We start from the raw sequence: 23,454 nt of genomic DNA, 5'->3' as shown, positions 1-23,454 counted from the left end.
AACCAAATTATGAAAAACACTGTTATCGCTACTATCGCTGCACTTGCTATCGCTCCAACTGTTGCAATGGCTAAAGACCACAACCATGGCCAATCAAGCATTCAATTTAATGGCCCTGTTACCGTTGAGAAAGTCGATGCATTGATTAAAGACTCAAGCATGTTCACTGAGAAAGACGTGGTTGTAGAAGGCAACCTACTTCGTCAAACTCGTGCCGACCAATTTATCTTTAGCGACGGCTCTGGTGAAATCATGGTTGAGCTGGACGACGACATCCGCCTAACGACGCCAATTGACCAAACGACAAAAGTACGTCTGTTTGGCGAGTTTGAAGGCGGCAGCAAGCCAGAGATTGAAGTAGAACACCTTGTTGTTATGTAATCTTGCCTTTTCGCTGCTCAATTGAGCTGCACAACATTGAACTGAAAAATCATACGCACTTTGTCCTAGTGCATTAGGTGACGGGAAACGCCTAAAATGATACTTTGTAAATCTTGGTCTGCATTTTGCAGACCTTTTTTTCGTTCGTATTATTTTCTTGCCCGGAGACACCCATGTTAGGTAAAGCTCTAAAGGTTGCTGCCTTTGGTTTGTGCGCTGTTTTGCCGCTATCTGCACATGCAAACAACTTCAACTACAACACGATGGAATTCCGCATGGGTACTAGCCCAGGTACGTTTGGTGGAGAAGTTACAACCTACTTCACCGAAAACACGCACTTTGTAGGCCGTGCCGATAGTGAGTTCAGCGGCGATTGGGACATTGCAGGTGGTATTGGTTTTAATGGTCCTGCTGGTCAGTTCGCGGATATCTTCGGCCAAATGTTGGTCCACAACATTAAAAAAGACAATGGTGATGGCGACGAATGGAAAACCGAAGTTAACATTGGCACACGTATTTGGTTTATGCAGAACGTTGAATTACACGGTCGTATTGGCCAGTTGATCGACAATGATGATTCTAAAACCATCTACAACCTTGGTGCTCGCTTCCATTCAACACAACAGCTGTCGTTGGGTGCAGATTTAAAAGACAATGGCACGTATGGTCAACAGCTTGTTCTTTCTGCGCGTTTTGCTTATTAATACCAATAAGTAATTGATTAAAATTAAAAAAAGCCTCTCGTTTGAGAGGCTTTTTTATTATTACGTTAAGCGCTTAACAGTAAGTTATTTGCCGCTTGGTTTGTTCTGAACGTATTTCTTAGATACATCCACAACGGCTACATCACGGAAGAAGCTACGACCTAACAAAATTGGGTACTTCATGTGACCACGTTCTGTTAACGTAAACTCGGTTTGCTCTTTCAAGTCACCGACTTGGATATAAGCCAGAACGACGGGACGCTTATCTACGTCTTCAGATGAAGATTGACGAATCTTGGCCCAACGCTCAACAGGCAGTTTGAACTCTTTGCTCGCCTTGCCATTGATGTCAATTTTGAACTGAACCCAGTCTTTACCATCACGCTCAAATGGAACCACTTCAGTCGCACTGATCGATGAAGTCGTTGCGCCGGTATCAACGCGACCTTTGAACGTCTGGTTGATAGCTGGAATGTGAACCCACTCTTCAGCGCCCAGAATCAACATACCATCAGGTGTTTTTTGTACCTTAGCTGGTTTTTCTGGCTTTGGTTCTGGTTTCTTCTCAGGCTTCGTTTCCGGTTTTTGCTCGGGCTTCACCTCAGGTTTCGGTTCTACTTCAGGTTTCACATCCGGTGTTTCAACCGGTTGCTCAACGACAGGTGTTTCTGGCTCAACGGGCTCAGTGGTCGTCGGTGTCGACGTACAAGCGATAAGACTGCCGCTCATCATTAGCGGCAGAATCAGTTTCCAGTTCTTCATTAACTCTCCCAATTAACGTTGAGATACTTTTTGGATAGCGTCAGCAACGTAAGGAATATGAGTTTCGGTTAAACCAGCGATGTTGATACGACCATCACCGACACCATAAATGCCATAATCTTCACGCAGTTGCGCCATTTGGTTTTCACTAAAGCCTAGCACAGTAAACATGCCTTTGTGGCTCTCAATGAAATCAAATTGATCTGTATTATGGTTGTTTCTCAATTCGTTACACAAAGTTTGACGAAGGTTTAGCAAGCGTTGCTGCATTTCGTTCAATTCTTGTTTCCAAACGGAAGTAAGATTTACATCTTGAAGGATAGTTTTCACTAATGCTGCACCGTGATCTGGCGGCATAGTGTATGTTGAACGCGCTAATGTAAGCAGTTTGCCTTTCGCATTCGCCACATCTTTTGCATTTTTACCGATTACAATCGCTGCACCAGTACGCTCGCGGTACAGACCAAAGTTCTTCGAACATGAAGTCGTGATCAGCATTTCTTCAACATTGTCGGCCATAAAACGAAGACCTTTTGCATCTTCTTCTAGACCGTCACCAAAACCCTGGTAAGCAATATCTACAAACGGAGTAAAACCGTTTTTTTGCGAAAGCTCGGTAATGGCTTGCCACGCAGAGAAGTCGATGTCTGCACCCGTTGGGTTGTGGCAGCAACCATGCAGAAGAACCACGTCAGAAGGACCTGCTTTAGAAAGGTCTTCTAGCATTTTCGCAGTATCAACTTGCTTGGTTTCTGGAGAGAAGTAATGGTAGAACTTCACTTTAAGCCCAGCAGCTTCCATCACTGGCTTGTGGTTTACGTAGCTTGGGTTTGAAATCCAAACCGTTGTATCTGGTTGTGCAACCTTCATTAGGTCACCCAGCATACGCAACGCACCACTCGCACCAGGCGTTTGAATCGCAGCCACGCGATCTGTTGCTGACGTGCCAGTCAGAAGCAAATCGATCATGCTTTGGTTGAATTCTTCACAGCCGGCAAGGCCAACGTAAGACTTGGTCTTCTGGTTTTCGACAACCACTTCTTGAGCCATTTGAATGGCTTTCATGATTGGCGTTTCACCAGCGCTGTTTTTGTATACGCCAATACCAAGGTCAACCTTGTTTGGACGTTCGTCGCCGCGGTATGCGACGGAAAGAGACAAAATGGGATCTAATACGGGAGTTGGTAGATTAGAAAACATGAAAGTCATAACCCTTTGAAATTCAAGTATCGAACCTCACGGTAACACTTTCGCTAACAATGGCGAAATGATTTTTTACTCATTTCGCCAATTAGAGTACAAAATTCTGGTGACTGCGGAATTTTATGAACTCAATCGGTCACAAAAAGAACGATTCACTCATCGTAATTGATATCGAGTTTGCCATTTTTTCTGAACTCACGAGGGGTCATTGACGACCATGCCTTGAACCGAGTACTAAAGTTTGCCCCAGTTGGATAACCAACTATTTCACCAATATGTTGAATGGACCACTCAGTCGACCTAAGTAAACGGGCTGCGTATTCCATTCGCATACGAGTTAAGTGTGCCATTGGGCTTCGACCAAACTGCTGTTGCGTCAGGCGATGTAAGTGAGGCTCAGAACAAGGATAAAGTGCGGCAAGTTGCTCTACTGTCCAATCTTTATGGAGCTGTCGTTGAACCAAATCGAATACACGACGCAGTTTTAATTGGTTTCTCGAAAGGGCGTCAGAGTGTGGCATGTTTAACATAAGCTCTAGCTGAGCAACGCTATGCGCCCCTACCTCACCACCGTAATCTATGGGCAAATTGATGCTACGCAATAGGGTTTGAATACAGGAATACATCACCTCTGGCGCAGGGGTTAGTTGATAGTCGATATCGTCATTCACCATTTCCCACTCTTTGTATTGGGAAAGAAACACCCATGCGATTTGCCATGTTTCGTCTTCCATCCCAAAGCCATTTTCAATGCCTGCTGGCACGATCACTAACGATCCTGGCTCAAGTTCATAACGACAAGCTCCGCTCTCCAACCAGCCTTTGCCACGAACCGTGTACAGCAACATGTGTTTCTTCTGGTTTTTTCGATAAACCGAAAAGAAATCTCGGCAAGTCGCGATGCCGCATTGGACGATCCCTCTCTCTTCGAGGGCAAGTACTCGAGTGTGGTCGACAAATTCTTGATAGGTCTTATCTGAAATAGCGTAGCGTTCTTGTTTTTCTTCCATGGGACGACAACTCACAAATGCACTCAAAGCAAACGTGTTTTATCAAAGCATCGATAAAGACTGGATAGTTTGACAAAACTTTTGGATGTCTTTGAAAAATACACCGTCAAATCATACGGATAAACTACTCGCATTGTTCTTAGAGGAGAAATGCGATGCTCTTAACACGTCAATACATAGACAAAGCATTTTGGAAAAAACTGATTGCGATCGGTGTACCTGTGTCACTGCAATCCATGCTGTTTTCGTTACTCGGTGCCATCGATATTTTTATGGTGAGTCAGTTAGGTGAATCTGCAACAGCCGCGGTTGGCGTTGGTAACCGAATCTTTTTCTTTAATCTCGCCGTGGTGTTTGGGTTGTGTGGTGCAGTAACGGTTTTAGCCTCCCAATATTATGGCTCTGGAAACCTCTCTGGCATACGCAGAACGTTAGCGCAATCTTGGTTTATTTCGCTGGTAGTGACTTTGCCATTCATTTGGCTGTATGTGGTTTATGACAAAGAGATCGTCTCATTTATGGCGGACGATCCTGAGTATGTTGGTTATGCGAGAGAATACTTAGTCGTCACAGGGTTGAGTTTGATAGGCACAGCAGTTGTCGTTCCCATTGAGTCGGTGTTGAGATCCGTCGGTGAGGCAAAGATGCCGACTTACGTCAGTATTGCCGCTATCATCGTGAACGTTTTCCTTAATGCGGTTTTGATCTTTGGCTTATTCGGTTTTCCACAATGGGGCGTATTTGGCGCAGCTGTTGGGACTTTTATCTCACGCTTTTTCCAAACTGCGGTTCTGGTTTACTTCTTTTGCCGTCGGTATTCACATCTGCTCCCTACTCTTTCAGATTGGCGTGAGGGCACAATAAAGAAGTATCGAAACAAATATTTCAAAGTCTCGATGCCAATGTTAATCCACGATGCGTTGTGGACTGGCGGATTGATAGTCTACAGCATCATTTACGGCCAATTGGGCGTAACCGAACTGGCGATTATCTCGTTCTTATCTCCAATTGAAGGCGTATTGATTTCAACCTTTATGGGATTCGCTGTTGCCGCTTCTGTACTGCTTGGGAATGACATTGGTGCACAACAATATGACCGTGTAGAGAAAACCGCTTGGTGGTATGTACTAACGAGCGCGGTATTGGCAACCATTTTGTTCTTTGCCGTATGGATTTGCTCGCCTTTGATTTTGAATTTGTTAGAGATGAGCCCGCTCACAGACAAACAAATGGCGTTGAATGTATGTTTGGTGCTCGCATTAGGCATGATACTGCGCGTGTTTAATATGGTTGGTATTGGAGGCGTATTAAAGAGTGGCGCTGATATTCGCTATAGCATTTTCATCGACACGTTTGGTCAATGGGCGATTGGTATTCCGCTTACCTACTACACTGGGATGGTGTTAGGTTTACCACTGCATTGGGTGTTGATGTCCCTACTGGTCGAAGAATTAGTAAAAGGTATTCTAACGACTCACCGAATTCAGTCTAAGCGATGGATTAATAACATGGTTGATGATGACTCTAGTGTGACAGCGTAACTATAACGTTGTGCTATAGTTGTTGAGTCAAGCCTCACACCGAACGATTTCATCAACCAAAGCTTTAAAAGAACTCACACCAAAAGGGCACATTCGAAATATCCGAATGTGCCCTTTTTATATTGGCTTTTCTTGAGTTGGAACGCTTAAAGCTCAGTGAATCGATGGATAATTTGATTCGAGCTGCCTCGCCATTCTAGATTGAGGTCTCGTTTATCTTGCTCGTATTTGCCATCGATTAATGTGTCGATGTATTGCGTCACTTCACGCTGCGCATCGTCTAACTCTTCAAGCGTGTAACCTGTCCAAACCCAAATATCTTTGCCTGGACACTCTTCTCTAACGCGTTTAACAAGCTTAAGAATGTGCGGCACGTTCGCTGGATGCAAAGGATCACCACCAGACAGAGATAAACCACGGCGTTTGATGCGTGTGTCGTTTAGATCTGCAATGATTTTGTCTTCTGCTTCTTGCGTGAAAAACACACCAGAATCCAAGCGTTGCGTCGACTGGTTATAACAGCCGCGGCACTGGTGTACACAGCCCGACACAAACAGCGTGCAGCGTGTACCTGGTCCGTTAACAACGTCAATTGGATAGTATTGGTGATAGTTCATAATCGTGCCTTGTTTTGCTGGCTAGAAAAGAAAATCAACCCACGACAGGTTGATTTTCATTATTGGGTTTGAGCTTAAGTAAACCTTACAGGTGTTTAACTCGACGCTTCACTTCTTCTTGCTTACCGAAGTTAAACGGACGTGCATCTGGGCTGCCTAGGTAGCCACAAACACGACGTGTTACTGACACTTTGGTTGAATCATGGTTGCCACAGCTTGGGCAAGTGAAGCCTTTACTTGTACAGTCAAACTCACCGTTGTAGCCGCACTCGTAACACTCATCAATTGGAGTGTTTGTACCGTAGTAAGGTACGCGGGTGTAACTGTAGTCCCATACGTTTTCTAGTGCTTCGACGTTACGTTGCATGTTCGGGAACTCGCCGTAACAGATAAAGCCACCGCTTGAGATTTCTGGGTAAGGCATCTCAAAGTCGATCTTGTCGTATGGGTTCACCTTCTTCTCAACATCTAGGTGGAAGCTGTTGGTGTAGTAACCTTTGTCTGTTACGCCTTCAATGACGCCGAACTCTTTCGCGTCGATACGGCAGAAACGGCTACATAGGTTTTCACTCGGCGTTGCGTATAGGCTGAAACCGTAACCGGTATCTTCCGCCCAACCGTTTACTGTGTCTTTCAGGTGCTTGATGATCGTTACTGCTTTTTCACGCAGCACGGCGTCATCGTAAACGTGCGCTTCTGTACCGAATAGCGCGTTGATTGTCTCGTGTACACCGATGTAACCAAGAGAAATAGACGCACGACCGTTCTTGAAGATATCTGCGATTGAGTCATCTGCTTTCAAGCGAACACCACATGCACCTTCCATGTAAAGGATTGGTGCAACGCGTGCTTTCACGTTTTCTAGACGAGTGATACGTGTTTCTAGCGCTTTACGAGCAAGACGTAGACGATCGTTTAGAAGCTCGTAGAATTTCTCTTCACTGCCGTTTGCACGAATAGCGATACGAGGAAGGTTCAAGCTTACTACGCCTAGGTTGTTACGACCTTCGTGAATCAGCTCGCCGTTTTCTTCGTACGTACCAAGGAAGCTACGACAGCCCATAGGTGTTTTGAATGAACCCGTTACTTCCACTACTTTGTCGTAGTTAAGAATGTCTGGGTACATACGCTTAGACGCACACTCAAGCGCAAGTTGCTTGATGTCGTAGTTTGGATCTTCTGATTTGTGGTTCAGACCATCTTTGATACCGAATACCAGTTTAGGGAATACCGCCGTTTTACGGTTCTTACCTAGACCTGCAATACGGTTCTTCAGAATAGACTTCTGGATAAGGCGTGATGCCCAGCTTGTACCAAGACCAAAACCAAACGTAACGAATGGGGTTTGACCGTTCGCCGTGTGTAGCGTGTTTACTTCGTACTCTAGAGATTGGAACGCGTCGTAACACTCTTTCTCAGTGCGTGCTTTTGCGAACTCTTCTGGCTCAGCAATGTTCCACTCTTTTGCGATCTCTAGGTGTTTCTCGTAGCTTGTGATTACGTACGGTTCTAGAACTTCATCAATACGGTTGATGGTTGTACCGCCGTAAATGTGGCTCGCTACTTGAGCAATGATCTGTGCCGTTACTGCTGTTGCAGTCGAGATTGATTTTGGCGTATCAATCTCAGCGTTACCCATTTTAAAGCCGTGCGTTAGCATGCCTTTAAGATCGATAAGCATACAGTTAAACATTGGGAAGAACGGAGCGTAATCCAAATCGTGGTAGTGAATGTCACCCACTTCGTGTGCTTGAACCACATCGCGTGGAAGGATGTGTGTCTTCGCGTAGTGTTTCGCTACGATACCTGCCAACAAGTCACGTTGAGTCGGGATTACTTTACCGTCTTTGTTCGCGTTCTCGTTGATTAGGTCTAGGTTGCTTTCTTCAATCAGACCTTCGATTTCGCGAGTTAGTGCGCTTTGCTTTTCACGAGCGATGTCGCGATCGTGGCGGTATTCGATGTAAGAACGTGCTAGGGCTTTGTAAGGACCTTGCATGAGTTCATTCTCGACTAAGTCTTGAATCTCATGGATGTGAACTTCATCGTGATCCTGAAGCTGTAACTCAACTGCCAGAGCAACATTTAGTGCATAAATGGCGACATCTTTGTCTTTGTTTTCCGCTGCTGCTTCTACTGCTGCTTGAATACGATCCCTGTTAAACGGAGCTCTTGAGCCGTCACGCTTGATTACGATTGGTTTCACTTTTTCTCCTTACCCCAAAATACTCACAGACTTATCCACAAATACACTATATGGGGTTATTTCTTATTCTTATGACACAATATATTGTGGCGTATTTAACGAGAAGCACCAATTGAAAACATTGATTTTGATCAATAAAAAATGGGTAGCGAACAAGAACAAATCGATCTTATTGGCGTTGATCTCAGTTGCGAAGAAAACTGTGAAAATTGCAAAATTGGAGCGAAATCCACTTGCTTTTTTTCGAGGTCTTATAGGATAAAGGATGGAAAGGAATGCGCTAAATAATAGGAGTGCAACAGACCAAAATGCGATCACTTTTTGTTACGACGATATTACTTTTTAGTTCTCTTTCATTCGCTCAAAATTCCATCAACTTAACCAGTTGGAATATTGAATGGTTATCTATAGATGGTGGAAAAGTTTCGAGAACACCACAAGATTTTGAAAAACTGACCCACTATGTGGATAAAACACAAGCCGACATTCTTGCTTTTCAAGAAGTCGAAAGTGCTGCTGCCATCCAAAAAGCCGTTGGCAATGACTTCACTATTTATCTGTCTGATCGTGCGAACGCTTCTAATCGACATCTTCAGTTCAACGATACCAATCAATACACAGGTTTCGCGGTGCGTAATGGCGTAAACGTATTAGACAAACCAGACTTTTCTATCACACGAGGCAACAGCAAGCTCCGCTTCGCCAGCTACCTTGTTTTGAATCCAAACCAAGACAACGAGACTCACCTACTCTCTGTGCATCTAAAAGCGGGTTGCAGTGGCGCATATCGCAATAACCGCGACTGTCAGATAGTGAAACAACAAGGACAGGCACTAGCTAAGTGGATAAAAGCGCGCGAAGACAACAAACAACAATACGTGGTGCTTGGCGACTTTAACCACAATTTGGGTTATCGAGGAGATTGGTTATGGGAAGTACTATCGGACAATACCGATGCTAAGTTAGTGACCAAAAATACCAAAGCGGAATGTAAAGTGCGCTCTAATCGTAATCCGAATAAAACCCACCAATTCCGCTCGGTGATAGACCACATTATTGTGAGTGGTGATTTAAAGGCGTCGTCTGGTGTTCAAACTGTTTTCAAAACACAAGATGTGCTCGACTACAAACTGAGTGATCATTGCCCGGTATCTACGACGCTCTCTTTTTAGCCACGAACCACTCTTTTAGCGGTGAATGACCCAACCAACATAGCCGCTATAAAGAGCAGAACTTGTACGTTGCCAGTAAAAAGGCTGGCAACTGCAGGACCAGGACACACACCCAATAAGCCCCAACCAATACCAAACAGTGCTGCACCACCAACTAGCTTTTTGTCTATCGTTTTAGAAGTCGGACAGACAATCTCATCACCAAACACAGATTTGCTTCTTGGCTTTATTAATAACAGATAAGCAGGAATGAACACCGCAAGTGCTCCGCCCATGACGAAGGCTAAACTTGGGTCCCACGCGCCAGTAATATCGAGGAAACCGATCACTTTAACCGGATCAGCCATACCGGAAATCACCATACCAATACCAAAAAGCACACCAGAAAATGCAACGATAGAAATTTGCTTAATAGTTTTCATAACGACACTATTCCTCACGAGACTAGCAAGACGGTTAACATGGCTGTTGCCATAAAAGTACACATCGCGACAACAGAACGGACAGAGAAACGCCCCATTCCGCAAATACCATGACCACTTGTACAACCATTACCAATACGTGTACCGGCTCCGACAAGCAAACCAGCAACAACAACCAAACCAAGAGAGCCGCTGTACTCAGTTGGTACGTGTCCGCCAAGGGCATAAACAGCAACCACACCGCCTAATGCCATCGCAATTAAGAACACAATTCGCCAAACGCGATCTGTATTCTCAACAACGCCATTTAATATCCCGCTGATTCCCGCCGTCTTACCAGTGAAGAGCATCAATATTACCGCTGATGCGCCAACCATGACGCCGCCCAAAAGCGACATCCAAGGAACTTCAAACATAACAACCTCGATATAAAGTTTGAATTATTGCTTACAGAAAACTTGGTTAAACGCTTCGATCAGCGGAGCGACTCTTCCATCAGAAATCGAATAAAACACCTGCTGAGACACCTTTCGAGCTTTGATGATGTCGTGTTTTCTCAATACGGTGAGGTGTTGTGAAAAGGCTGATTGGCTTAATGTTGAGCCTTCAAACAGTTCACCGACCCCTTTTTCGCCTTCAATTAGCTTGCACATCACGATTAAGCGCTCCGGATGAGCCATAATTTTAAGTAGCTCACTCGCTTCGGTCGCGCTTTGTAGCATACTGTCGCCCATTCTTATGCCCCTTCATCAATACGTTAAGTTTTATTAGATATTACTAATTAATATTATTAAGTCAATGCTAATGTAGTTAAATTAACATTAGACATAGCTAATTTATTTAAGTAAGGTGTAGGCGTTTTCGATCATTCAGTAGGAGAAATCCATGAGCAAAATCGTGATTATTGGTGGTGTTGCTGGCGGTGCATCTGCAGCAGCTCGCGCTCGTCGTCTTAGTGAAGACGTAGAAATCATTATGTTTGAACGCGGTCCATTTGTGTCATTTGCAAACTGTGGCTTGCCGTACCACATTGGTGGCGATATCCAAGAACGCAGCAAACTGCTTCTTCAAACGCCTGAAAGCTTTTTATCGCGTTTCAATGTTGATGTTCGTGTGATGAACGAAGTGGTTTCAATTAACCGCCAAGATAAAACGGTTACGGTTAAGAACCTACTTGATGGCTCTGAATACCAAGAGAGTTACGACTTTCTTCTACTTAGCCCTGGTGCAGGTCCAGTAGTGCCGCCTATTCCGGGTATTGATAACCCGTTAACGCATTCGCTGCGTAATATTCCAGATATGGATCGCATCATTAAGACGATCGAAACCAACAAAGTTGAACACGCTACGGTCGTTGGCGGTGGTTTTATCGGTTTGGAAATGATGGAAGCCTTCCACCAGCTTGGCGTAAAAACCACATTGGTTGAAATGGCGGATCAAGTGATGACGCCCGTTGACCGAGAAATGGCAGGCTTTGCTCATGCTGAAATTCGTGAGAAAGGCATCGACCTGCGTTTAGGCGTTGCTCTATCTTCTATTGAATATGTTGCAAACCAATCTGTCGCTAACACTGAAGCGGGTGAAGATGACACGCACCAACACCTTCAAGGAAAGCTGACACTGTCTCTAAACAATGGTGATCAGCTGGATACCGATATCCTAATCATGGCGATCGGTGTTCGCCCTGAGACAAAACTCGCACAAGAAGCCGGTCTTCAAATTGGTGCGTTAGGCGGTATCTACACCAACGAGTACATGCAAACCAGCGATCCTTCAATCTATGCTGTTGGTGATGCGGTTGAAGAGAAAGACTTTGTCACTGGCGAACAAACACTTGTTCCGTTGGCAGGTCCGGCAAACCGTCAAGGTCGTATGGCAGCAGACAACATGCTTGGTCGCCAAGAAACTTATCAAGGTACACAAGGTACGGCGATCTGTAAGATCTTTGATTTAGCCGTCGCTTCTACTGGTAAAAACGAGAAGCAGCTTAAACGTGAAAACATCGCTTATGAAAAAGTGTATGTCCACACAGCAAGCCATGCTAGCTACTACCCTGGCGCCGAAACTGTGTCGTTCAAAATGTTGTTTGATCCAGCAACCGGAAAGATTTTAGGAGCACAAGCTGTAGGTAAAGATGGCGTAGATAAACGTATCGACGTAATGGCAGTTGCTCAGCGTGCTGGTATGACGGTAGAACAGCTACAACACCTTGAACTCACTTACGCGCCACCTTATGGATCAGCGAAAGATGTGATTAACCAAGCGGCGTTCGTTGCGAACAACATCATGAAAGGTGACGCAACAGCGATTCATTTTGATGAGATTGACAACTTGTCAGAAAACCAAGTGCTGCTTGATGTTCGTAATCCGGGAGAATTGGAATCTGTAGGCTTCATCGAAGGCGCGATCAATATTCCTGTCGACCAACTTCGCCAACGTATGAATGAACTGCCGAAAGACAAAGAGATCGTGATTTATTGTCAGGTTGGTTTGCGCGGTAACGTCGCCTATCGTCAACTGGTCAACTCAGGGTTCAAAGCGCGTAACCTGCTTGGCGGTTACCGTACTTACAAGTTCGCAAAAGCTTAACCTCTAATTCTGCTTAGTTAGACAAAGGGGCACGTTATGTGCCCCTTTCTACATTTAGGATTCGACTAATTGAATAATCTTGGTCGCTTTTTCGAAGTGATCGAGTTGATGAGTCTGAATCCACCAAGTCGCCGCTTCCATCAGTAACTCAGGGGTGTCATTCTTATTAGCGAAAAAGGCATAAAAGGACACGCCAACATTGTCGCCTTTCTGCTCTATTTTCTTCTTACACACTTGAATGATTTTGTCTCTTAACGCGATGTTCATTGCCTTTCCCTTTCTCTTTGCGATAGCAAAATTAACCCAAAACAAGAATAACTGTATTTATATACAGTTATTCTTGGTAAGGCAAATAAACATAATCATCTAGATGAATATTCTCGCACGAAGACCTAATACCCAAGTGCTGCTTTTGTTCGAAAATGCTGGGTCTTTGATGTACTGAATATCCGGTGTGATTTGAATGTAGTCGTTCAACTGGATGTTGTAGTATAGCTCGGCAGTGAACTGTTCAGAGTCATCCACACCATAGGCTTGCTCTAGGTTATCGTTAACATGGCTCCAATTGACCGCAAAACCTAGGTTGTTGGTTGGTTTACCTAAACCAAAGTAACCAATCCCCACCGTTAGCGAGCGATCATAAAGTGCCACATCACCTTCCGAAAAGCCGCCGCGAACAAATGGCATCAATTGCTCTGTAGCAAAGTAGCTTGCTGAAAAGTTAATACCCTGCCCGCTGTCTTTATTCGTTAGGTTATGTTGCGTGTCGCCATCTAAATGCCAAGCAGTTAGGTGAACATTGTCGGTATAGATTTGGTCTTGTGAGGCCGTCCAACCCAGCTCGAACGTGGTAAACAATTTATGATCATTGAATAAGGTATCGAAGCCATCAAATGGCTCATCTGAACGCCCTTTACCATCTGCGACGCCTGCAACCATATAGAAGTTATCAGTCAGCATGTGACCGACGGCTAAGCCTAGAATCCCATCATCCGGTAGACCAATCGAGCCTCCACCAGTACTGAATGCAAGGTTGGTAAATCCGGTCCAAGGGCTTGCTAATGCATAGGTATCGACGTAGTCAGTAGTATCTAGGAAACCCACCATGAAGGAAGTTTTGCCACCGTTGAGCTTTTGTTTCCAATATAGGTTGGTTAGACGAGCCCCTTGATCACTGTATGCTGGACCAATCATCCCTGCGTAGCCTAATCCACTACCGATAAAGCTAAATTCTTTCGGTGACAAATAGCTATAAGCATGGCGGTGTTCGACTTTCCAAACCAATCCGCCCGTATTGCCTGATTCAAGCCCAACAAGATTCCAACTACCGTAAAAACGAGCAACACCAGCGCTTGCTGTATCTTCACCACCACTTTGAGGTTCTGAGGCCGTTAGACCAAGGAATTGATAGTCCAGACCGAAAGTAACATTGTGTTCCTCAGCTAATGACTCACGCCATGAGCGTTTTTCTCGAGCATTTTCTGCAATAGTATTGTCGACCGTATCAGGGCTACCAAAGTTTGCCGCGTTAACCGATGATGCCATTACAAGTGAAAGAGCGATAAAACTAAGCTTTGGAACAGTTACTTTCATGTCTGGGTTCTCACTAAATTGATTTCTAGAAAGAGATTTTAATGACTCAGAGTTTTAAAAATTGCCATTAAGCGACAGCTCACTGCTTTTATGTATTTTCGATATGTACTCTTATCGATAAGGTCGGATAGAAACCTCATCCATTTGATAGATAGTTTCTACGTTGGCAGCACCATCAGAGTATGAAACGTCTGCTTTGGTCTTTTTCACATGCAGATCGCCTTTCACCCAAATTGGTTCGTAAAGAGACGTCAGTTTCAAACCTTTTGGATAATCAACCAATACAATCTGGTTTGCAGGTGGCGGAGGTGTATGGATACATGCGCCCATGGTTGGAACAAGGAAGAATTTTGTGACAACGTCATTGTTAAATTCTACTGGCGTAACAAAGCCAGGAATTTCATAAGTTTCTTCTGTTAGCGTTGTGTTTGGCATTGATGCCAACATACGACGATGTTCAGTAATTTCGTTGCGCTTTTTGAACAACCACTCAATGTCTAAGTCGTCAGCTTTTAAACTGTCTTCCAGTTCTTTCATGGTTTGCTTTTGTTGCTCATTAAGATTTTGAGAATCGCGATATCTTGCAAGAGAGCCCAGTTCAAAAAGTTGTTGGTCTGTGAGTTTTACAAATGGGTCTTCAATCTGAGGAACATTCACCGGCAGCAATTGCTCCCAGCTTAATTGATCGGCGGATACATTTGATGAAGCCAGCAAAACTAAGCCAGCCAATAGGTACTTCTTCATACGTTCCCTTGAATAGTTCTTTGTCTTTTAGAGAAAAATTTGGGGACAACGTATGCCCCCAAACTGATTGCAGAGTTTACTACAAGGTGTTCTTGTGGATCTTGCCGTCTTTCATAATTACTTTGAATTTATCTTGGTAATCGTTAAGAACTGTGATGTCCTCCAGAGGATTTCCGTCCACCAGCACCACATCAGCATACGCGCCAGACTCTACGACGCCCAATTTACCGTATTTATATGGATTCATACCACCCGACCAACTAAGCACTTCTGCTGCGTTTGATGTACCCATCTTCATGATTTGATAAGGAGTAAATCCGACTTTCTCCATCCAAACCATATTGTCTGCTTGGCGTGTATTGTAAGCCGGACCAAACATATCGCCGCCAGTCACAATCAAAAGATCGTATTTACGCGCCCACTCAAACATCTGTTTTGCGCCTTCGTTTACTTTGGTCGCTTTGGCTTTTTGATCTGGACTAAAGAAGGTGATCTTCTCTGGTTCCGCAAAGGCTTCGAGAGACATTACCGCTTGCGCAGAAAGTGCCACACCCTTCTCTTTCATTCGCTTGATGGTTTCCTCAGAGATTAGGAAGTTATGCTCGATAACTTTCACGCCAGCATCAATGGCGCGATTAACCGAACGGTCATGATAAGCGTGTGCCATGACATAAGTGCCATAATCTTCCGCTACACCCACAATCGCTTCCATTTCTTCTTTGGAGAATTGTGTCATATGGATTGGGTCAAACTCACTTGCGACACCGCCGCCAGCCATGATCTTAATTTGAGTTGCCCCCGAACGTAGGTTCTGACGCGCAGCACGACGAGCCTCTGTTTCACCATCGACGATATAACCAAAGCCGTGGCGTTCAAGATCGTCAACGCGTCCTGGTACATCATTGAAGCTGCCGGTATCTGCGTGACCGCCGGTTTGACTCAAGAAACCGCCCGCTGGGAATAGCCGTGGGCCTTCTAGTAAACCATTGTTGATGGCTTTTGCCATACCAAGAATGTTACAGCCTGCGTCACGAGCTGTGGTAAAACCTTGGTCGAGGTACTGCATCATGGAAACGTGGGCACGAGCCCCCATTGCCATTTGATCGTAATCATCTCGACCTACCAACATACCTTCCTGAATACACATGTGGGAATGCATGTCGATCAAGCCAGGGATCATGGTTAAGCCTTCGCCGTTAATCGTTGTGGTTTGCTTGTCGGTTTTTATCGGTTTAGCCGAAATCTCTTTGATTAAGTTATCGACAACCAATACGTTCTGGTTTTGCAGTAGCTTTTCATCCGTGCCATTGAAAACATCGACGTTGGTAAACAGCGTTGAGGCTGCATTGGCATTGAGGGCGAACGCACAAGATAGCGCAACTAAAGAAAGGTTCTTCTTAGAAATTGTCATTATTACACCTATGTTTTTGGATAGTTGGGGTCCATTTCCTATAACCTCCCTGTTTAAACAGCGGCGTTATGAGGGCGTCTATTTCAGTGATCACCAAAAACAACTGATCAGATAAAAATACATATGAAACAGACGACTTACGTTAAAAACATAGAAGTCATAATGACGACTTTCAAGGTGGTTTAATTGCCTTTACACGACAACATGCGGATATTGTTATAGAAATGTGAGTTGAGACGAAAACCTCCGATTATTCAGAGGTTTTATGTGTAACTCATTATGACAAGGATTGACGGTACGCTTTAGGCGTGAGATTCATCATTCGCTTAAACGCACGGGTGAAATGAGCAGAATCGGAGTAACCTGTTTTGAGCGCAATATGCGTGATACTTAGGTCTCGGTCCGCTAAAAGCTCTAGCGTTTGTTTAAGCACCAAGCCTTCGATCACTTCTCTATACGTCGTATCCTCATTTGCTAGCCGCCTTTGTATGGTGCGAGCATTCATGTCAATCAACTCACCAGCAAACTGGATAGAGATCTTGCCCATAGAGAGATAAGGCGTCAGCGCCCTTGCTAATGCGTCACTGAACTTATCATCCTCACCCCGAAAACTTGTACTTGGCGCCGTCTGAGATGGCGTGAAAGCAATCGGCTGGTTAATCCATTCATTAGGGATTGAGATTGCAGTCACCGGTCTACCAGTAAAGAACTGCGCGCTCTTCATACCCGGCAACAGATTGAAAGGCTCGGCTTCTACATCTTGAATCCCGACTTCTGCCAATCGCCATTGGGAGCCAACAAGCTTTTTGAGCAACTCATTCATAAACATCGCGGAGAACATTTCTGCGTAGCGGAACCATTCTCTTTCTGCGTTCTGTTTTTCTCTCACTAGCCACCACTTCCCACCGCGTGATTGAACAGAAATACTCACGTTATCGGAGATTTGTTTAAGCAGTTGGGATACATCTTCTAGGGCTGCTTTTAGCGAGTGAGTTTGAGTAATTTGGTTTGCAAATCTAGGTACGTAAATGTCGTGACAAAGCGTCCAAGTGAGCAAAGCAAACTTCTCTGGTGATGCGCGTTCACCTAACGTTTGGAAGACGGCTTTTAGCGCGCTCTCGGGAACAAACGCGTCAAGGGATTGGTTAGACAAGATATCCTGTGGCATTCGGGCAGATTCAAGTAATGAGTGAATATCTCCATCAAGCTCATTGAGCATAGTGGCAAAAAGCTTTACTTCTTCCGAGTGAACCAAAGGAATATCTGTATTGGGCATGCAAGCTATCATCTTAAAATACCAAGGATTATTCTAGTTTATGCAGAAACTTCAGAGCTGTCATTAATAGCAATCTAAGTGCCACTCCATATTGAGAGAGAACTCACCTGCAGGCATCTGATACTCGTTCATATCAACTCTGGCGCTGATTCGGACTTCTTTACTCGAATCTAATTGCTCAAGGTTTAGCTCAATGCCTTGCCGCCAGTAGTCAAGATTACCGACAAAACGTTCCGGCGTTTCCACTTTAAAGTGAATACGTTCCGGGCTGATGGTTTCTGCGCCCATATCGATATTGAAATAGGACAAACGAAAATAGAGACGCTTATCTCGGTTATTCGCAAGTAGTTTGAGCGTTAATGAATCACTGCCAAATCTTCGACCGAAATGAATTTCGCCACGCTCTTTGATCACTTCGATACCACAAGATTCATCGATATGTTTATGAAAATGAACTTGTGCCGCACGAGAAAGCGAACTCAGGCTTAACAGCGCGACTGCTAATAATGGAATTAGAAATTGCTTCATAAGAAAACAAGCCCTATTAAAAGGCTTTCATTAATTTATTAATCATCACATTCGATGACCCAATTAGTGACTAATGTATATTGGTCAGCATCCAAGTTGCTTTCATCGACATTAATTCGAGCGGACAAGTCAACCAGATTATTATTTCGGATGTCAGAACGGGAATATTCAATACCTTCCTCCCAATCTTTAGCATTCATATTTGCTTCATGGACACCGCCTGATTTGAACCACACATCTTCTTTATCAATATGGTTACCGAGTTCATGCTCTTTTAATGGCTCAAGGCTGAGTTCAATCTTTCCGTCGTCTTCGTTATTAATCAACTTAACTTGTGCTTTGGAATCGTTGTATTGATCACCAAAAGCAAGATCAGCGTTTGCGATGGTGACATCAATGCCGCATTGTTCTTGAATAGTTGCACTAAACGTGACGTCATCACTTGTGGCTTCGTCCTTATCTTTAAGCGCTTGAGCCTGTACACCAGTCGCTGCAATGAGTGTTGCTAACAATGCAATGCGGACCGGTCGTTTCTTGAGTTTCATGTTTACTCCGAAAAAGTGGTTTGAGTTTGCTTCATTCTCTTGAGCCTTTGTGTTTCTGCTTGAATTTGCAGAAGCTTCAGCTCGTGCTCTGCCTGAGCGAGTTCTTCCTGCCGTTTTCTCTCTCGCAATTCGAATTCATAAAGACGAGTACAATCGACTCGTTCCTCACCACCGAATTGAAAAGTCAGTGACGCGTATACGCCAGCCTCATCTTGGTTTTGCTGGTAATAATTGTTGTAATAGTTATCACTGTCTTCTTGACCCGTTGCGCCATACGTACCGACCTGAAAGGTTTTACCGGTTGAGACGGCTTGCTCACAGGTTGCGCCTTCAGACGTTCTGATTCTGTCTGTACCCGATGGATTTGAAACACTGGGAATAGGATTTGCGATAACACCAAAACTCAGCATTAACAAAGGCAAGCCACAATACAGAACACGCTTGTTAGCAATCGTGCTCATGCTTTAATACCTTTTTAACCGGATGTTAGAACACACTTCGTAGCTATTTGGTGTGTTATTCACCATTCGAGTACAAATTTTCTTTTTGCTTATTTTTCCCGCAGGTGTTTTGACTCGAACGTTTAATGACACTTCTTGTTGAGGATCGAGTGTTATTTTACTGTTGAACGTCTTATCATCGATTCTGAGATAATAATCCGCTTTTTTGTTGTACTTATTCTTTAAAAGAAATTGAACTTCCGTCATATCGGTATATGCGGTGAACTCTCTCTCTTTCCAAATATGTAAATTTGCCGATGCACTGCCAGAGATTAGCATCGTTAATATAATCACCTTTCGTATCATGGCTTATTACCTTGAGAAGAAATCAGACGGTGATTTTATTTTGTGCAGTTTTTAATCCTTACCATTTTACGCCAAGGAAGAAACTAACTAGGTAACTGGATGCTTATCGCTTGAATTAAGGTTATTCCGCACAGAATGTGATGATTTTCACGCTTTCTTAATCAGCAATCGTTTTCTAGGAATTTTTCCTAGTCGATCTAAGCCCTCCTCTCATGTGGTTCAAAAGAGGACTCTCTACAATCGCCGACAGCTAAAAGAAAGCGAGCACGCAAGTGCATCACACTAATACAAGAGAGTTCACGATGTTAAAATTCCTTGAACAAGTCCGGAAGCCTACCCTCGATCTTCCTGTCGAAGTACGTAGAAAAATGTGGTTCAAACCATTTATCCAATCTTACCTAGTGGTATTTATTGGCTATTTGACCATGTACCTGATCCGTAAAAACTTCAACGTCGCGCAAAACGACATGATTTCTACTTACGGTTTGTCGATGACAGATCTAGGCTTGATTGGTCTGGGGTTCTCGATTACTTACGGCATCGGTAAGACCGTAGTTTCCTACTACGCCGATGGTAAAAACACCAAGCAGTTCCTTCCTTTCATGCTTATCCTTTCTGGCCTGGCAATGCTTGGTTTCAGTTTCAGCATGGGTGGTGGCAGCGCGAGCTTGTTCTTGATGGTGGCGTTCTACGCACTAAGTGGTTTCTTCCAAAGTACTGGTGGTCCTTCTAGTTACTCAACCATTACTAAGTGGACACCGCGTAACAAGCGTGGTTCTTACCTAGGCCTTTGGAACATGTCTCACAACGTAGGTGGTGCGGGTGCTGCAGGTGTGGCTCTGTTTGGTGCTAACTACTTGTTTGATGGTCACGTAATCGGCATGTTCGTGTTCCCTTCTATCATTGCGATCATCGTTGGTTTCATCGGTATGCGCTATGGTAACGACTCTCCTGAAGCCTACGGTCTAGGTAAAGTAGAAGAGCTATTTGATGAAGCAGTCAGCGAAGAAGACGAAGCGGCTGAAGGCAATCAAATGACTAAGAAAGAGATCTTTGTTGAGTACGTTCTGAAAAACAAAGTGATCTGGCTACTTTGCTTCGCAAACATCTTCCTTTACATCGTGCGTATCGGTATCGACCAATGGTCAACCGTTTACGCATACCAAGAACTTGGTCTATCAAAAGAAGCAGCAATCTCTGGCTTCACCCTATTCGAAGTGGGTGCGTTAGTCGGCACATTGATGTGGGGTTACTTATCTGACCTTGCGAATGGTCGCCGTGCACTAGTGGCTTGTGTTTCTTTGGGTTTGATCATCGTATCACTTGAATTCTACCAACACGCAACCAGTGAGTTCATGTACCTAGCGTCGCTATTTGTTCTCGGCTTCCTAGTATTTGGTCCTCAACTGCTTATCGGTGTTGCGGCGGTTGGCTTTGTTCCTAAGAAAGCAATCAGTGTGGCTGACGGCGTAAAAGGCACATTCGCTTACCTAATTGGTGACAGCTTCGCGAAATTGGGTCTAGGTATGATTGCAGATGGCACACCAATCTTTGGTCTTACGGGTTGGAAAGGTACGTTCGCTGCCCTAGATACCTCAGCAATGATTTGTATTATTTTGCTTGCTTTCGTTGCTATCGCAGAAGAGAAAAAGATTCGTCAAAACAAGAAGAAGCTTGAACTCGCAGAAAACCAAGCTTAATCAAACAGCGCGCTTTGCTAGTCAAAGCGCGCTAGATCATTAAATAAACTTGGTCAATTTAGTATCATAGTAGGTTTTTATTGGGCTCTTTGAGAGCTCATTTTCGTTTGTGTATTGCTGAAGTTTGGTATTTAAGATGATTAACGTAGCGCTTGTTGATGACCATGTCATTGTTCGTTCTGGATTTGCTCAATTGCTGAGCCTTGAAACAGACATGAATGTTGTAGGTGAATTTAGCTCGGTAGCAGAAGCTCGAGTGGGATTACCTGCGTGCAAGCCAAATGTAGTTATCCTAGATATCTCGATGGCAGACGAAAGTGGGCTTACCCTACTCTCCGAAATCCCTTCAGGCATTGCTTGTGTCATGTTGAGCGTACATGACTCGCCAGCAATGGTTGAAAAGTCACTTAAACTCGGCGCAAAAGGTTACCTAAGTAAACGTTGTAGCCCTGACGAGTTAATTCAAGCAGTCAGAACCAGTGCTTCAGGCGGTTGTTACCTAACACCCGATATTGCGTTGAAGCTCGCGACACCAAGTGACAAAGCGGCGACGCTGACACAACTGACTCGCCGAGAGAACGAAGTGTGCCAATTGCTGGCTCGTGGTTTAGATGTGAAATCAATCGCCACTGAGCTTGGCTTAAGCCATAAAACCGTTCACGTTCACCGTGCAAACGCCATGGATAAGCTTGGCGTGAAGAACAACGTTGAGCTCGCCAAACTGTTCTCGCAAGAGTCGTTTTAATGCGTAGCTACACCATCACCTCCATTTGCGGTTTATTCATGACAGGATGCTCGTGGTTCTGTCTGTGGGTGATCGCCTATTACTTTGTGAACGATGCGGAGCTCGCGATCTTGCTGTTCCCCTTCGCATTACGTTTAGGGTTAACACTGCACACGCGTACAAAGTATTGGGCAACGATTTATCTCGCTGAATGGGGATTGACCGTGGCTCTTGCTCTACTTCTTGAACAACCACAATGGCTGATGGTGTTGATAGCCAGCGTATTGAGCATTCCGGTTGTTTACCTTGCTAAGCGCTATTACAAAGGCGATCAGAATCAGCATCTAGCGGTGATGGCGGTCGTGTTGCTCGTGACGTCTTGTATTAACGTACTTGCGGTTGGTTATCACGTTCAATCTGTCTACATGGCATGGTTGGCGAGCATTGCTGGCGGTTTGTTGGTTCTGCCAATGTGTTACTTACTTTGGAACTATCTCTTCCAAAGCCCTTGGTCACCGTTGACTTCGAATCTACTGGCGAACGAAGTTCAATTCAAAGTTCGTCATATTCTGCTTTATAGCGTGCTGTTGATTGCCAGCATTTTGGTTCAAACCAGCTTGCCGGATGAGTTAAAACGCTTCGCGCCTTTTTGCATGGCGATACCAATCATTGTGCTTGCGCTACGCTACGGCTGGCAAGGCGCTCTGCTTGCGACCATGTTAAACAGTATTGCCTTGATCGCTGCGCGAAGTGGTGTTTCGAATCTGGAAATCACTGACCTGCTGTTGTCCCTTTCGGCACAAACCTTAACTGGCATCATGCTCGGTTTAGCGGTGCAGAAACAAAAAGATCTCAACCAAAAGCTTCGTGGCGAATTGTCGAGAAACCAAACCTTGTCCCGACAACTCATTCAAGCGGAAGAGTCGGTGCGTCGTGACGTGGCAAGAGAACTGCACGATGAAATTGGTCAGAACATCACAGCGATCCGTACACAAGCGAGCATCATTAAGCGCGTTGATAACGCAGAAATGAACACACGCTGTGCCGACATGATAGAGAACCTATCACTCAATGTTTATGACACAACCAAGCATCTGCTGAGCAAACTGCGCCCGAAAATGCTCGACGATCTGGATTTAAAAGACTCCGTTCACCAGTTAACCCGTGAAATGGAGTTCGACAATCATGGCACTCGCGTTGTGCTTGATTGGCAAGGTGACTATGAGTCTTTAGGCGACACGCTAAAAGTCACCCTATTCCGTTTATGCCAAGAAGCGTTAAACAACGCAGCTAAATACGCGAATGCGACGTCTATAGTTATCGAGCTCTCTATTGATGAGAACATTTCGTTGAACATCGCAGACAACGGCATTGGTTTCAAAACCGAAGACTGCATGAAAGGCATGGGCGTTCGCGGCATGCAAGAACGTGTGCAAGCGCTCGGCGGCAAAATGTATATCTACTCTTTGAACGATCATGTGGATGGTACGCAAATCGCCATCACATTACCTAAGGTGTAA

24 protein-coding genes are annotated in these 23,454 nt (G+C 44.6%); 8 read left to right on the top strand and 16 right to left on the bottom strand.

Annotated features, from left to right (window positions below; all coding sequences use genetic code 11):
• Positions 1-9: 9 nt before the first annotated feature.
• Positions 10-381, top strand: a complete 372-nt coding sequence (locus tag ACLIIY_RS25095) for a YgiW/YdeI family stress tolerance OB fold protein (RefSeq protein WP_005427087.1) — start codon at positions 10-12, stop codon at positions 379-381.
• 173 nt (positions 382-554) lie between these two features.
• The gene (locus tag ACLIIY_RS25090; RefSeq protein WP_005435209.1) at positions 555-1,085 is read left to right on the top strand and encodes a hypothetical protein; all 531 of its coding nucleotides are present in this window, start codon (positions 555-557) and stop codon (positions 1,083-1,085) included.
• A gap of 84 nt (positions 1,086-1,169) precedes the next feature.
• Here the strand turns inward: ACLIIY_RS25090 and ACLIIY_RS25085 are convergent, their stop codons facing one another.
• From ACLIIY_RS25085 to ACLIIY_RS25075, 3 genes are all read right to left on the bottom strand, one after another.
• Positions 1,170-1,847 carry a RimK/LysX family protein gene (locus tag ACLIIY_RS25085; RefSeq protein WP_434528738.1) on the bottom strand — a complete coding sequence of 226 codons (678 nt, stop codon included), beginning with the start codon at positions 1,845-1,847 and terminating at the stop codon, positions 1,170-1,172.
• A gap of 12 nt (positions 1,848-1,859) precedes the next feature.
• Positions 1,860-3,047, bottom strand: coding sequence for an amino acid aminotransferase (locus tag ACLIIY_RS25080; protein WP_409930290.1), 1,188 nt, complete (start codon positions 3,045-3,047; stop codon positions 1,860-1,862).
• Positions 3,048-3,202: 155 nt separating this feature from the next.
• Positions 3,203-4,060: an AraC family transcriptional regulator gene (locus ACLIIY_RS25075; protein ID WP_054823292.1), complete on the bottom strand. Its 858-nt coding sequence runs from the start codon at positions 4,058-4,060 to the stop codon at positions 3,203-3,205.
• A 155-nt stretch (positions 4,061-4,215) separates the two neighbouring features.
• On the opposite strand from ACLIIY_RS25075, the gene ACLIIY_RS25070 reads away from it, so the two are divergent.
• Entirely contained in the window at positions 4,216-5,601 is a 1,386-nt protein-coding gene (locus tag ACLIIY_RS25070) for an MATE family efflux transporter (protein WP_434528737.1), read from the top strand.
• A gap of 146 nt (positions 5,602-5,747) precedes the next feature.
• Here ACLIIY_RS25070 and nrdG read toward each other — a convergent pair whose 3' ends face one another.
• Positions 5,748-6,218 carry an anaerobic ribonucleoside-triphosphate reductase-activating protein gene (nrdG, locus tag ACLIIY_RS25065; protein ID WP_005435220.1) on the bottom strand — a complete coding sequence of 157 codons (471 nt, stop codon included), beginning with the start codon at positions 6,216-6,218 and terminating at the stop codon, positions 5,748-5,750.
• An 85-nt stretch (positions 6,219-6,303) separates the two neighbouring features.
• Positions 6,304-8,424: an anaerobic ribonucleoside-triphosphate reductase gene (nrdD, locus tag ACLIIY_RS25060; protein ID WP_434528736.1), complete on the bottom strand. Its 2,121-nt coding sequence runs from the start codon at positions 8,422-8,424 to the stop codon at positions 6,304-6,306.
• Between the two features lie 308 nt (positions 8,425-8,732).
• Here nrdD and ACLIIY_RS25055 point away from each other — a divergent pair, with 308 nt between their 5' ends.
• Positions 8,733-9,596 (top strand): endonuclease/exonuclease/phosphatase family protein, encoded by an 864-nt coding sequence (locus ACLIIY_RS25055; protein ID WP_418111964.1) that lies wholly within the window; start codon positions 8,733-8,735, stop codon positions 9,594-9,596.
• Here ACLIIY_RS25055 and ACLIIY_RS25050 read toward each other — a convergent pair.
• The 3 genes from ACLIIY_RS25050 to ACLIIY_RS25040 are packed head-to-tail and all read right to left on the bottom strand — an operon-like array spanning position 9,593 to position 10,752.
• Positions 9,593-10,018 carry a DUF6691 family protein gene (locus ACLIIY_RS25050; protein ID WP_434528735.1) on the bottom strand — a complete coding sequence of 142 codons (426 nt, stop codon included), beginning with the start codon at positions 10,016-10,018 and terminating at the stop codon, positions 9,593-9,595. The two genes, ACLIIY_RS25055 and ACLIIY_RS25050, sit on opposite strands and share 4 nt — an antisense overlap.
• Before the next feature lie 14 nt (positions 10,019-10,032).
• Complete coding sequence (locus ACLIIY_RS25045; RefSeq protein ID WP_434528734.1) at positions 10,033-10,434, bottom strand: YeeE/YedE family protein; 402 nt, start codon at positions 10,432-10,434, stop codon at positions 10,033-10,035.
• Positions 10,435-10,458: 24 nt separating this feature from the next.
• Entirely contained in the window at positions 10,459-10,752 is a 294-nt protein-coding gene (locus ACLIIY_RS25040) for an ArsR/SmtB family transcription factor (protein WP_005435229.1), read from the bottom strand.
• A gap of 151 nt (positions 10,753-10,903) precedes the next feature.
• Here ACLIIY_RS25040 and ACLIIY_RS25035 point away from each other — a divergent pair, with 151 nt between their 5' ends.
• Positions 10,904-12,607 (top strand): FAD-dependent oxidoreductase, encoded by a 1,704-nt coding sequence (locus tag ACLIIY_RS25035; protein ID WP_434528733.1) that lies wholly within the window; start codon positions 10,904-10,906, stop codon positions 12,605-12,607.
• Between the two features lie 54 nt (positions 12,608-12,661).
• On the opposite strand, the gene ACLIIY_RS25030 is transcribed toward ACLIIY_RS25035, so the two are convergent.
• From ACLIIY_RS25030 to ACLIIY_RS24995, 8 genes are all read right to left on the bottom strand, one after another.
• Positions 12,662-12,874, bottom strand: coding sequence for a DUF6500 family protein (locus tag ACLIIY_RS25030; RefSeq protein WP_434528732.1), 213 nt, complete (start codon positions 12,872-12,874; stop codon positions 12,662-12,664).
• Between the two features lie 99 nt (positions 12,875-12,973).
• A complete protein-coding gene (locus tag ACLIIY_RS25025; RefSeq protein ID WP_434528731.1) occupies positions 12,974-14,200 on the bottom strand; it encodes a carbohydrate porin in 1,227 nt (408 codons plus the stop codon).
• Positions 14,201-14,311: 111 nt separating this feature from the next.
• The gene (locus ACLIIY_RS25020; protein ID WP_009705370.1) at positions 14,312-14,944 is read right to left on the bottom strand and encodes a DUF3299 domain-containing protein; all 633 of its coding nucleotides are present in this window, start codon (positions 14,942-14,944) and stop codon (positions 14,312-14,314) included.
• A gap of 79 nt (positions 14,945-15,023) precedes the next feature.
• Positions 15,024-16,355 (bottom strand): amidohydrolase family protein, encoded by a 1,332-nt coding sequence (locus ACLIIY_RS25015; RefSeq protein WP_434528730.1) that lies wholly within the window; start codon positions 16,353-16,355, stop codon positions 15,024-15,026.
• Positions 16,356-16,632: 277 nt separating this feature from the next.
• Entirely contained in the window at positions 16,633-17,631 is a 999-nt protein-coding gene (locus ACLIIY_RS25010) for a helix-turn-helix domain-containing protein (protein ID WP_434528729.1), read from the bottom strand.
• 63 nt (positions 17,632-17,694) lie between these two features.
• Positions 17,695-18,159, bottom strand: a complete 465-nt coding sequence (locus tag ACLIIY_RS25005) for a hypothetical protein (protein ID WP_434528728.1) — start codon at positions 18,157-18,159, stop codon at positions 17,695-17,697.
• A 38-nt stretch (positions 18,160-18,197) separates the two neighbouring features.
• Positions 18,198-18,704: a hypothetical protein gene (locus ACLIIY_RS25000; protein ID WP_122070353.1), complete on the bottom strand. Its 507-nt coding sequence runs from the start codon at positions 18,702-18,704 to the stop codon at positions 18,198-18,200.
• Positions 18,705-18,706: 2 nt separating this feature from the next.
• Positions 18,707-19,165: a hypothetical protein gene (locus ACLIIY_RS24995; RefSeq protein WP_122070350.1), complete on the bottom strand. Its 459-nt coding sequence runs from the start codon at positions 19,163-19,165 to the stop codon at positions 18,707-18,709.
• Between the two features lie 647 nt (positions 19,166-19,812).
• Here ACLIIY_RS24995 and uhpT point away from each other — a divergent pair.
• The 3 genes from uhpT (at position 19,813) to uhpB (ending at position 23,454) form a co-directional block, all read left to right on the top strand.
• Positions 19,813-21,210, top strand: coding sequence for a hexose-6-phosphate:phosphate antiporter (gene uhpT, locus ACLIIY_RS24990; protein WP_020196862.1), 1,398 nt, complete (start codon positions 19,813-19,815; stop codon positions 21,208-21,210).
• A gap of 136 nt (positions 21,211-21,346) precedes the next feature.
• Positions 21,347-21,955 (top strand): transcriptional regulator UhpA, encoded by a 609-nt coding sequence (gene uhpA, locus ACLIIY_RS24985; protein WP_005435246.1) that lies wholly within the window; start codon positions 21,347-21,349, stop codon positions 21,953-21,955.
• Positions 21,955-23,454, top strand: coding sequence for a signal transduction histidine-protein kinase/phosphatase UhpB (gene uhpB, locus ACLIIY_RS24980; protein ID WP_434528727.1), 1,500 nt, complete (start codon positions 21,955-21,957; stop codon positions 23,452-23,454). Before uhpA ends, uhpB begins: the two co-directional genes overlap by 1 nt.

It is taken from the genome of Vibrio sp. K4, assembly GCF_051122595.1.
GTDB classification, from domain to species: Bacteria; Pseudomonadota; Gammaproteobacteria; order Enterobacterales; family Vibrionaceae; genus Vibrio; species Vibrio owensii.
The sequence above is the reverse complement of the archived record's forward strand: the minus strand, read 5'-3'. Positions and strand labels throughout refer to the sequence as shown.

What these genes read in the sequence shown, in the direction of transcription:
- ACLIIY_RS25095 (WP_005427087.1), top strand. Translation starts at nt 10, where the DNA reads ATGAAAAACACTGTTATCGCTACTATCGCTGCACTTGCTATCGCTCCA.
- ACLIIY_RS25090 (WP_005435209.1), top strand. Translation starts at nt 555, where the DNA reads ATGTTAGGTAAAGCTCTAAAGGTTGCTGCCTTTGGTTTGTGCGCTGTT.
- ACLIIY_RS25085 (WP_434528738.1), bottom strand. Translation starts at nt 1,847, where the DNA reads ATGAAGAACTGGAAACTGATTCTGCCGCTAATGATGAGCGGCAGTCTT.
- ACLIIY_RS25080 (WP_409930290.1), bottom strand. Translation starts at nt 3,047, where the DNA reads ATGTTTTCTAATCTACCAACTCCCGTATTAGATCCCATTTTGTCTCTT.
- ACLIIY_RS25075 (WP_054823292.1), bottom strand. Translation starts at nt 4,060, where the DNA reads ATGGAAGAAAAACAAGAACGCTACGCTATTTCAGATAAGACCTATCAA.
- ACLIIY_RS25070 (WP_434528737.1), top strand. Translation starts at nt 4,216, where the DNA reads ATGCTCTTAACACGTCAATACATAGACAAAGCATTTTGGAAAAAACTG.
- nrdG (WP_005435220.1), bottom strand. Translation starts at nt 6,218, where the DNA reads ATGAACTATCACCAATACTATCCAATTGACGTTGTTAACGGACCAGGT.
- ACLIIY_RS25055 (WP_418111964.1), top strand. Translation starts at nt 8,733, where the DNA reads ATGCGATCACTTTTTGTTACGACGATATTACTTTTTAGTTCTCTTTCA.
- ACLIIY_RS25050 (WP_434528735.1), bottom strand. Translation starts at nt 10,018, where the DNA reads ATGAAAACTATTAAGCAAATTTCTATCGTTGCATTTTCTGGTGTGCTT.
- ACLIIY_RS25045 (WP_434528734.1), bottom strand. Translation starts at nt 10,434, where the DNA reads ATGTTTGAAGTTCCTTGGATGTCGCTTTTGGGCGGCGTCATGGTTGGC.
- ACLIIY_RS25040 (WP_005435229.1), bottom strand. Translation starts at nt 10,752, where the DNA reads ATGGGCGACAGTATGCTACAAAGCGCGACCGAAGCGAGTGAGCTACTT.
- ACLIIY_RS25035 (WP_434528733.1), top strand. Translation starts at nt 10,904, where the DNA reads ATGAGCAAAATCGTGATTATTGGTGGTGTTGCTGGCGGTGCATCTGCA.
- ACLIIY_RS25030 (WP_434528732.1), bottom strand. Translation starts at nt 12,874, where the DNA reads ATGAACATCGCGTTAAGAGACAAAATCATTCAAGTGTGTAAGAAGAAA.
- ACLIIY_RS25025 (WP_434528731.1), bottom strand. Translation starts at nt 14,200, where the DNA reads ATGAAAGTAACTGTTCCAAAGCTTAGTTTTATCGCTCTTTCACTTGTA.
- ACLIIY_RS25020 (WP_009705370.1), bottom strand. Translation starts at nt 14,944, where the DNA reads ATGAAGAAGTACCTATTGGCTGGCTTAGTTTTGCTGGCTTCATCAAAT.
- ACLIIY_RS25015 (WP_434528730.1), bottom strand. Translation starts at nt 16,355, where the DNA reads ATGACAATTTCTAAGAAGAACCTTTCTTTAGTTGCGCTATCTTGTGCG.
- ACLIIY_RS25010 (WP_434528729.1), bottom strand. Translation starts at nt 17,631, where the DNA reads ATGCCCAATACAGATATTCCTTTGGTTCACTCGGAAGAAGTAAAGCTT.
- ACLIIY_RS25005 (WP_434528728.1), bottom strand. Translation starts at nt 18,159, where the DNA reads ATGAAGCAATTTCTAATTCCATTATTAGCAGTCGCGCTGTTAAGCCTG.
- ACLIIY_RS25000 (WP_122070353.1), bottom strand. Translation starts at nt 18,704, where the DNA reads ATGAAACTCAAGAAACGACCGGTCCGCATTGCATTGTTAGCAACACTC.
- ACLIIY_RS24995 (WP_122070350.1), bottom strand. Translation starts at nt 19,165, where the DNA reads ATGAGCACGATTGCTAACAAGCGTGTTCTGTATTGTGGCTTGCCTTTG.
- uhpT (WP_020196862.1), top strand. Translation starts at nt 19,813, where the DNA reads ATGTTAAAATTCCTTGAACAAGTCCGGAAGCCTACCCTCGATCTTCCT.
- uhpA (WP_005435246.1), top strand. Translation starts at nt 21,347, where the DNA reads ATGATTAACGTAGCGCTTGTTGATGACCATGTCATTGTTCGTTCTGGA.
- uhpB (WP_434528727.1), top strand. Translation starts at nt 21,955, where the DNA reads ATGCGTAGCTACACCATCACCTCCATTTGCGGTTTATTCATGACAGGA.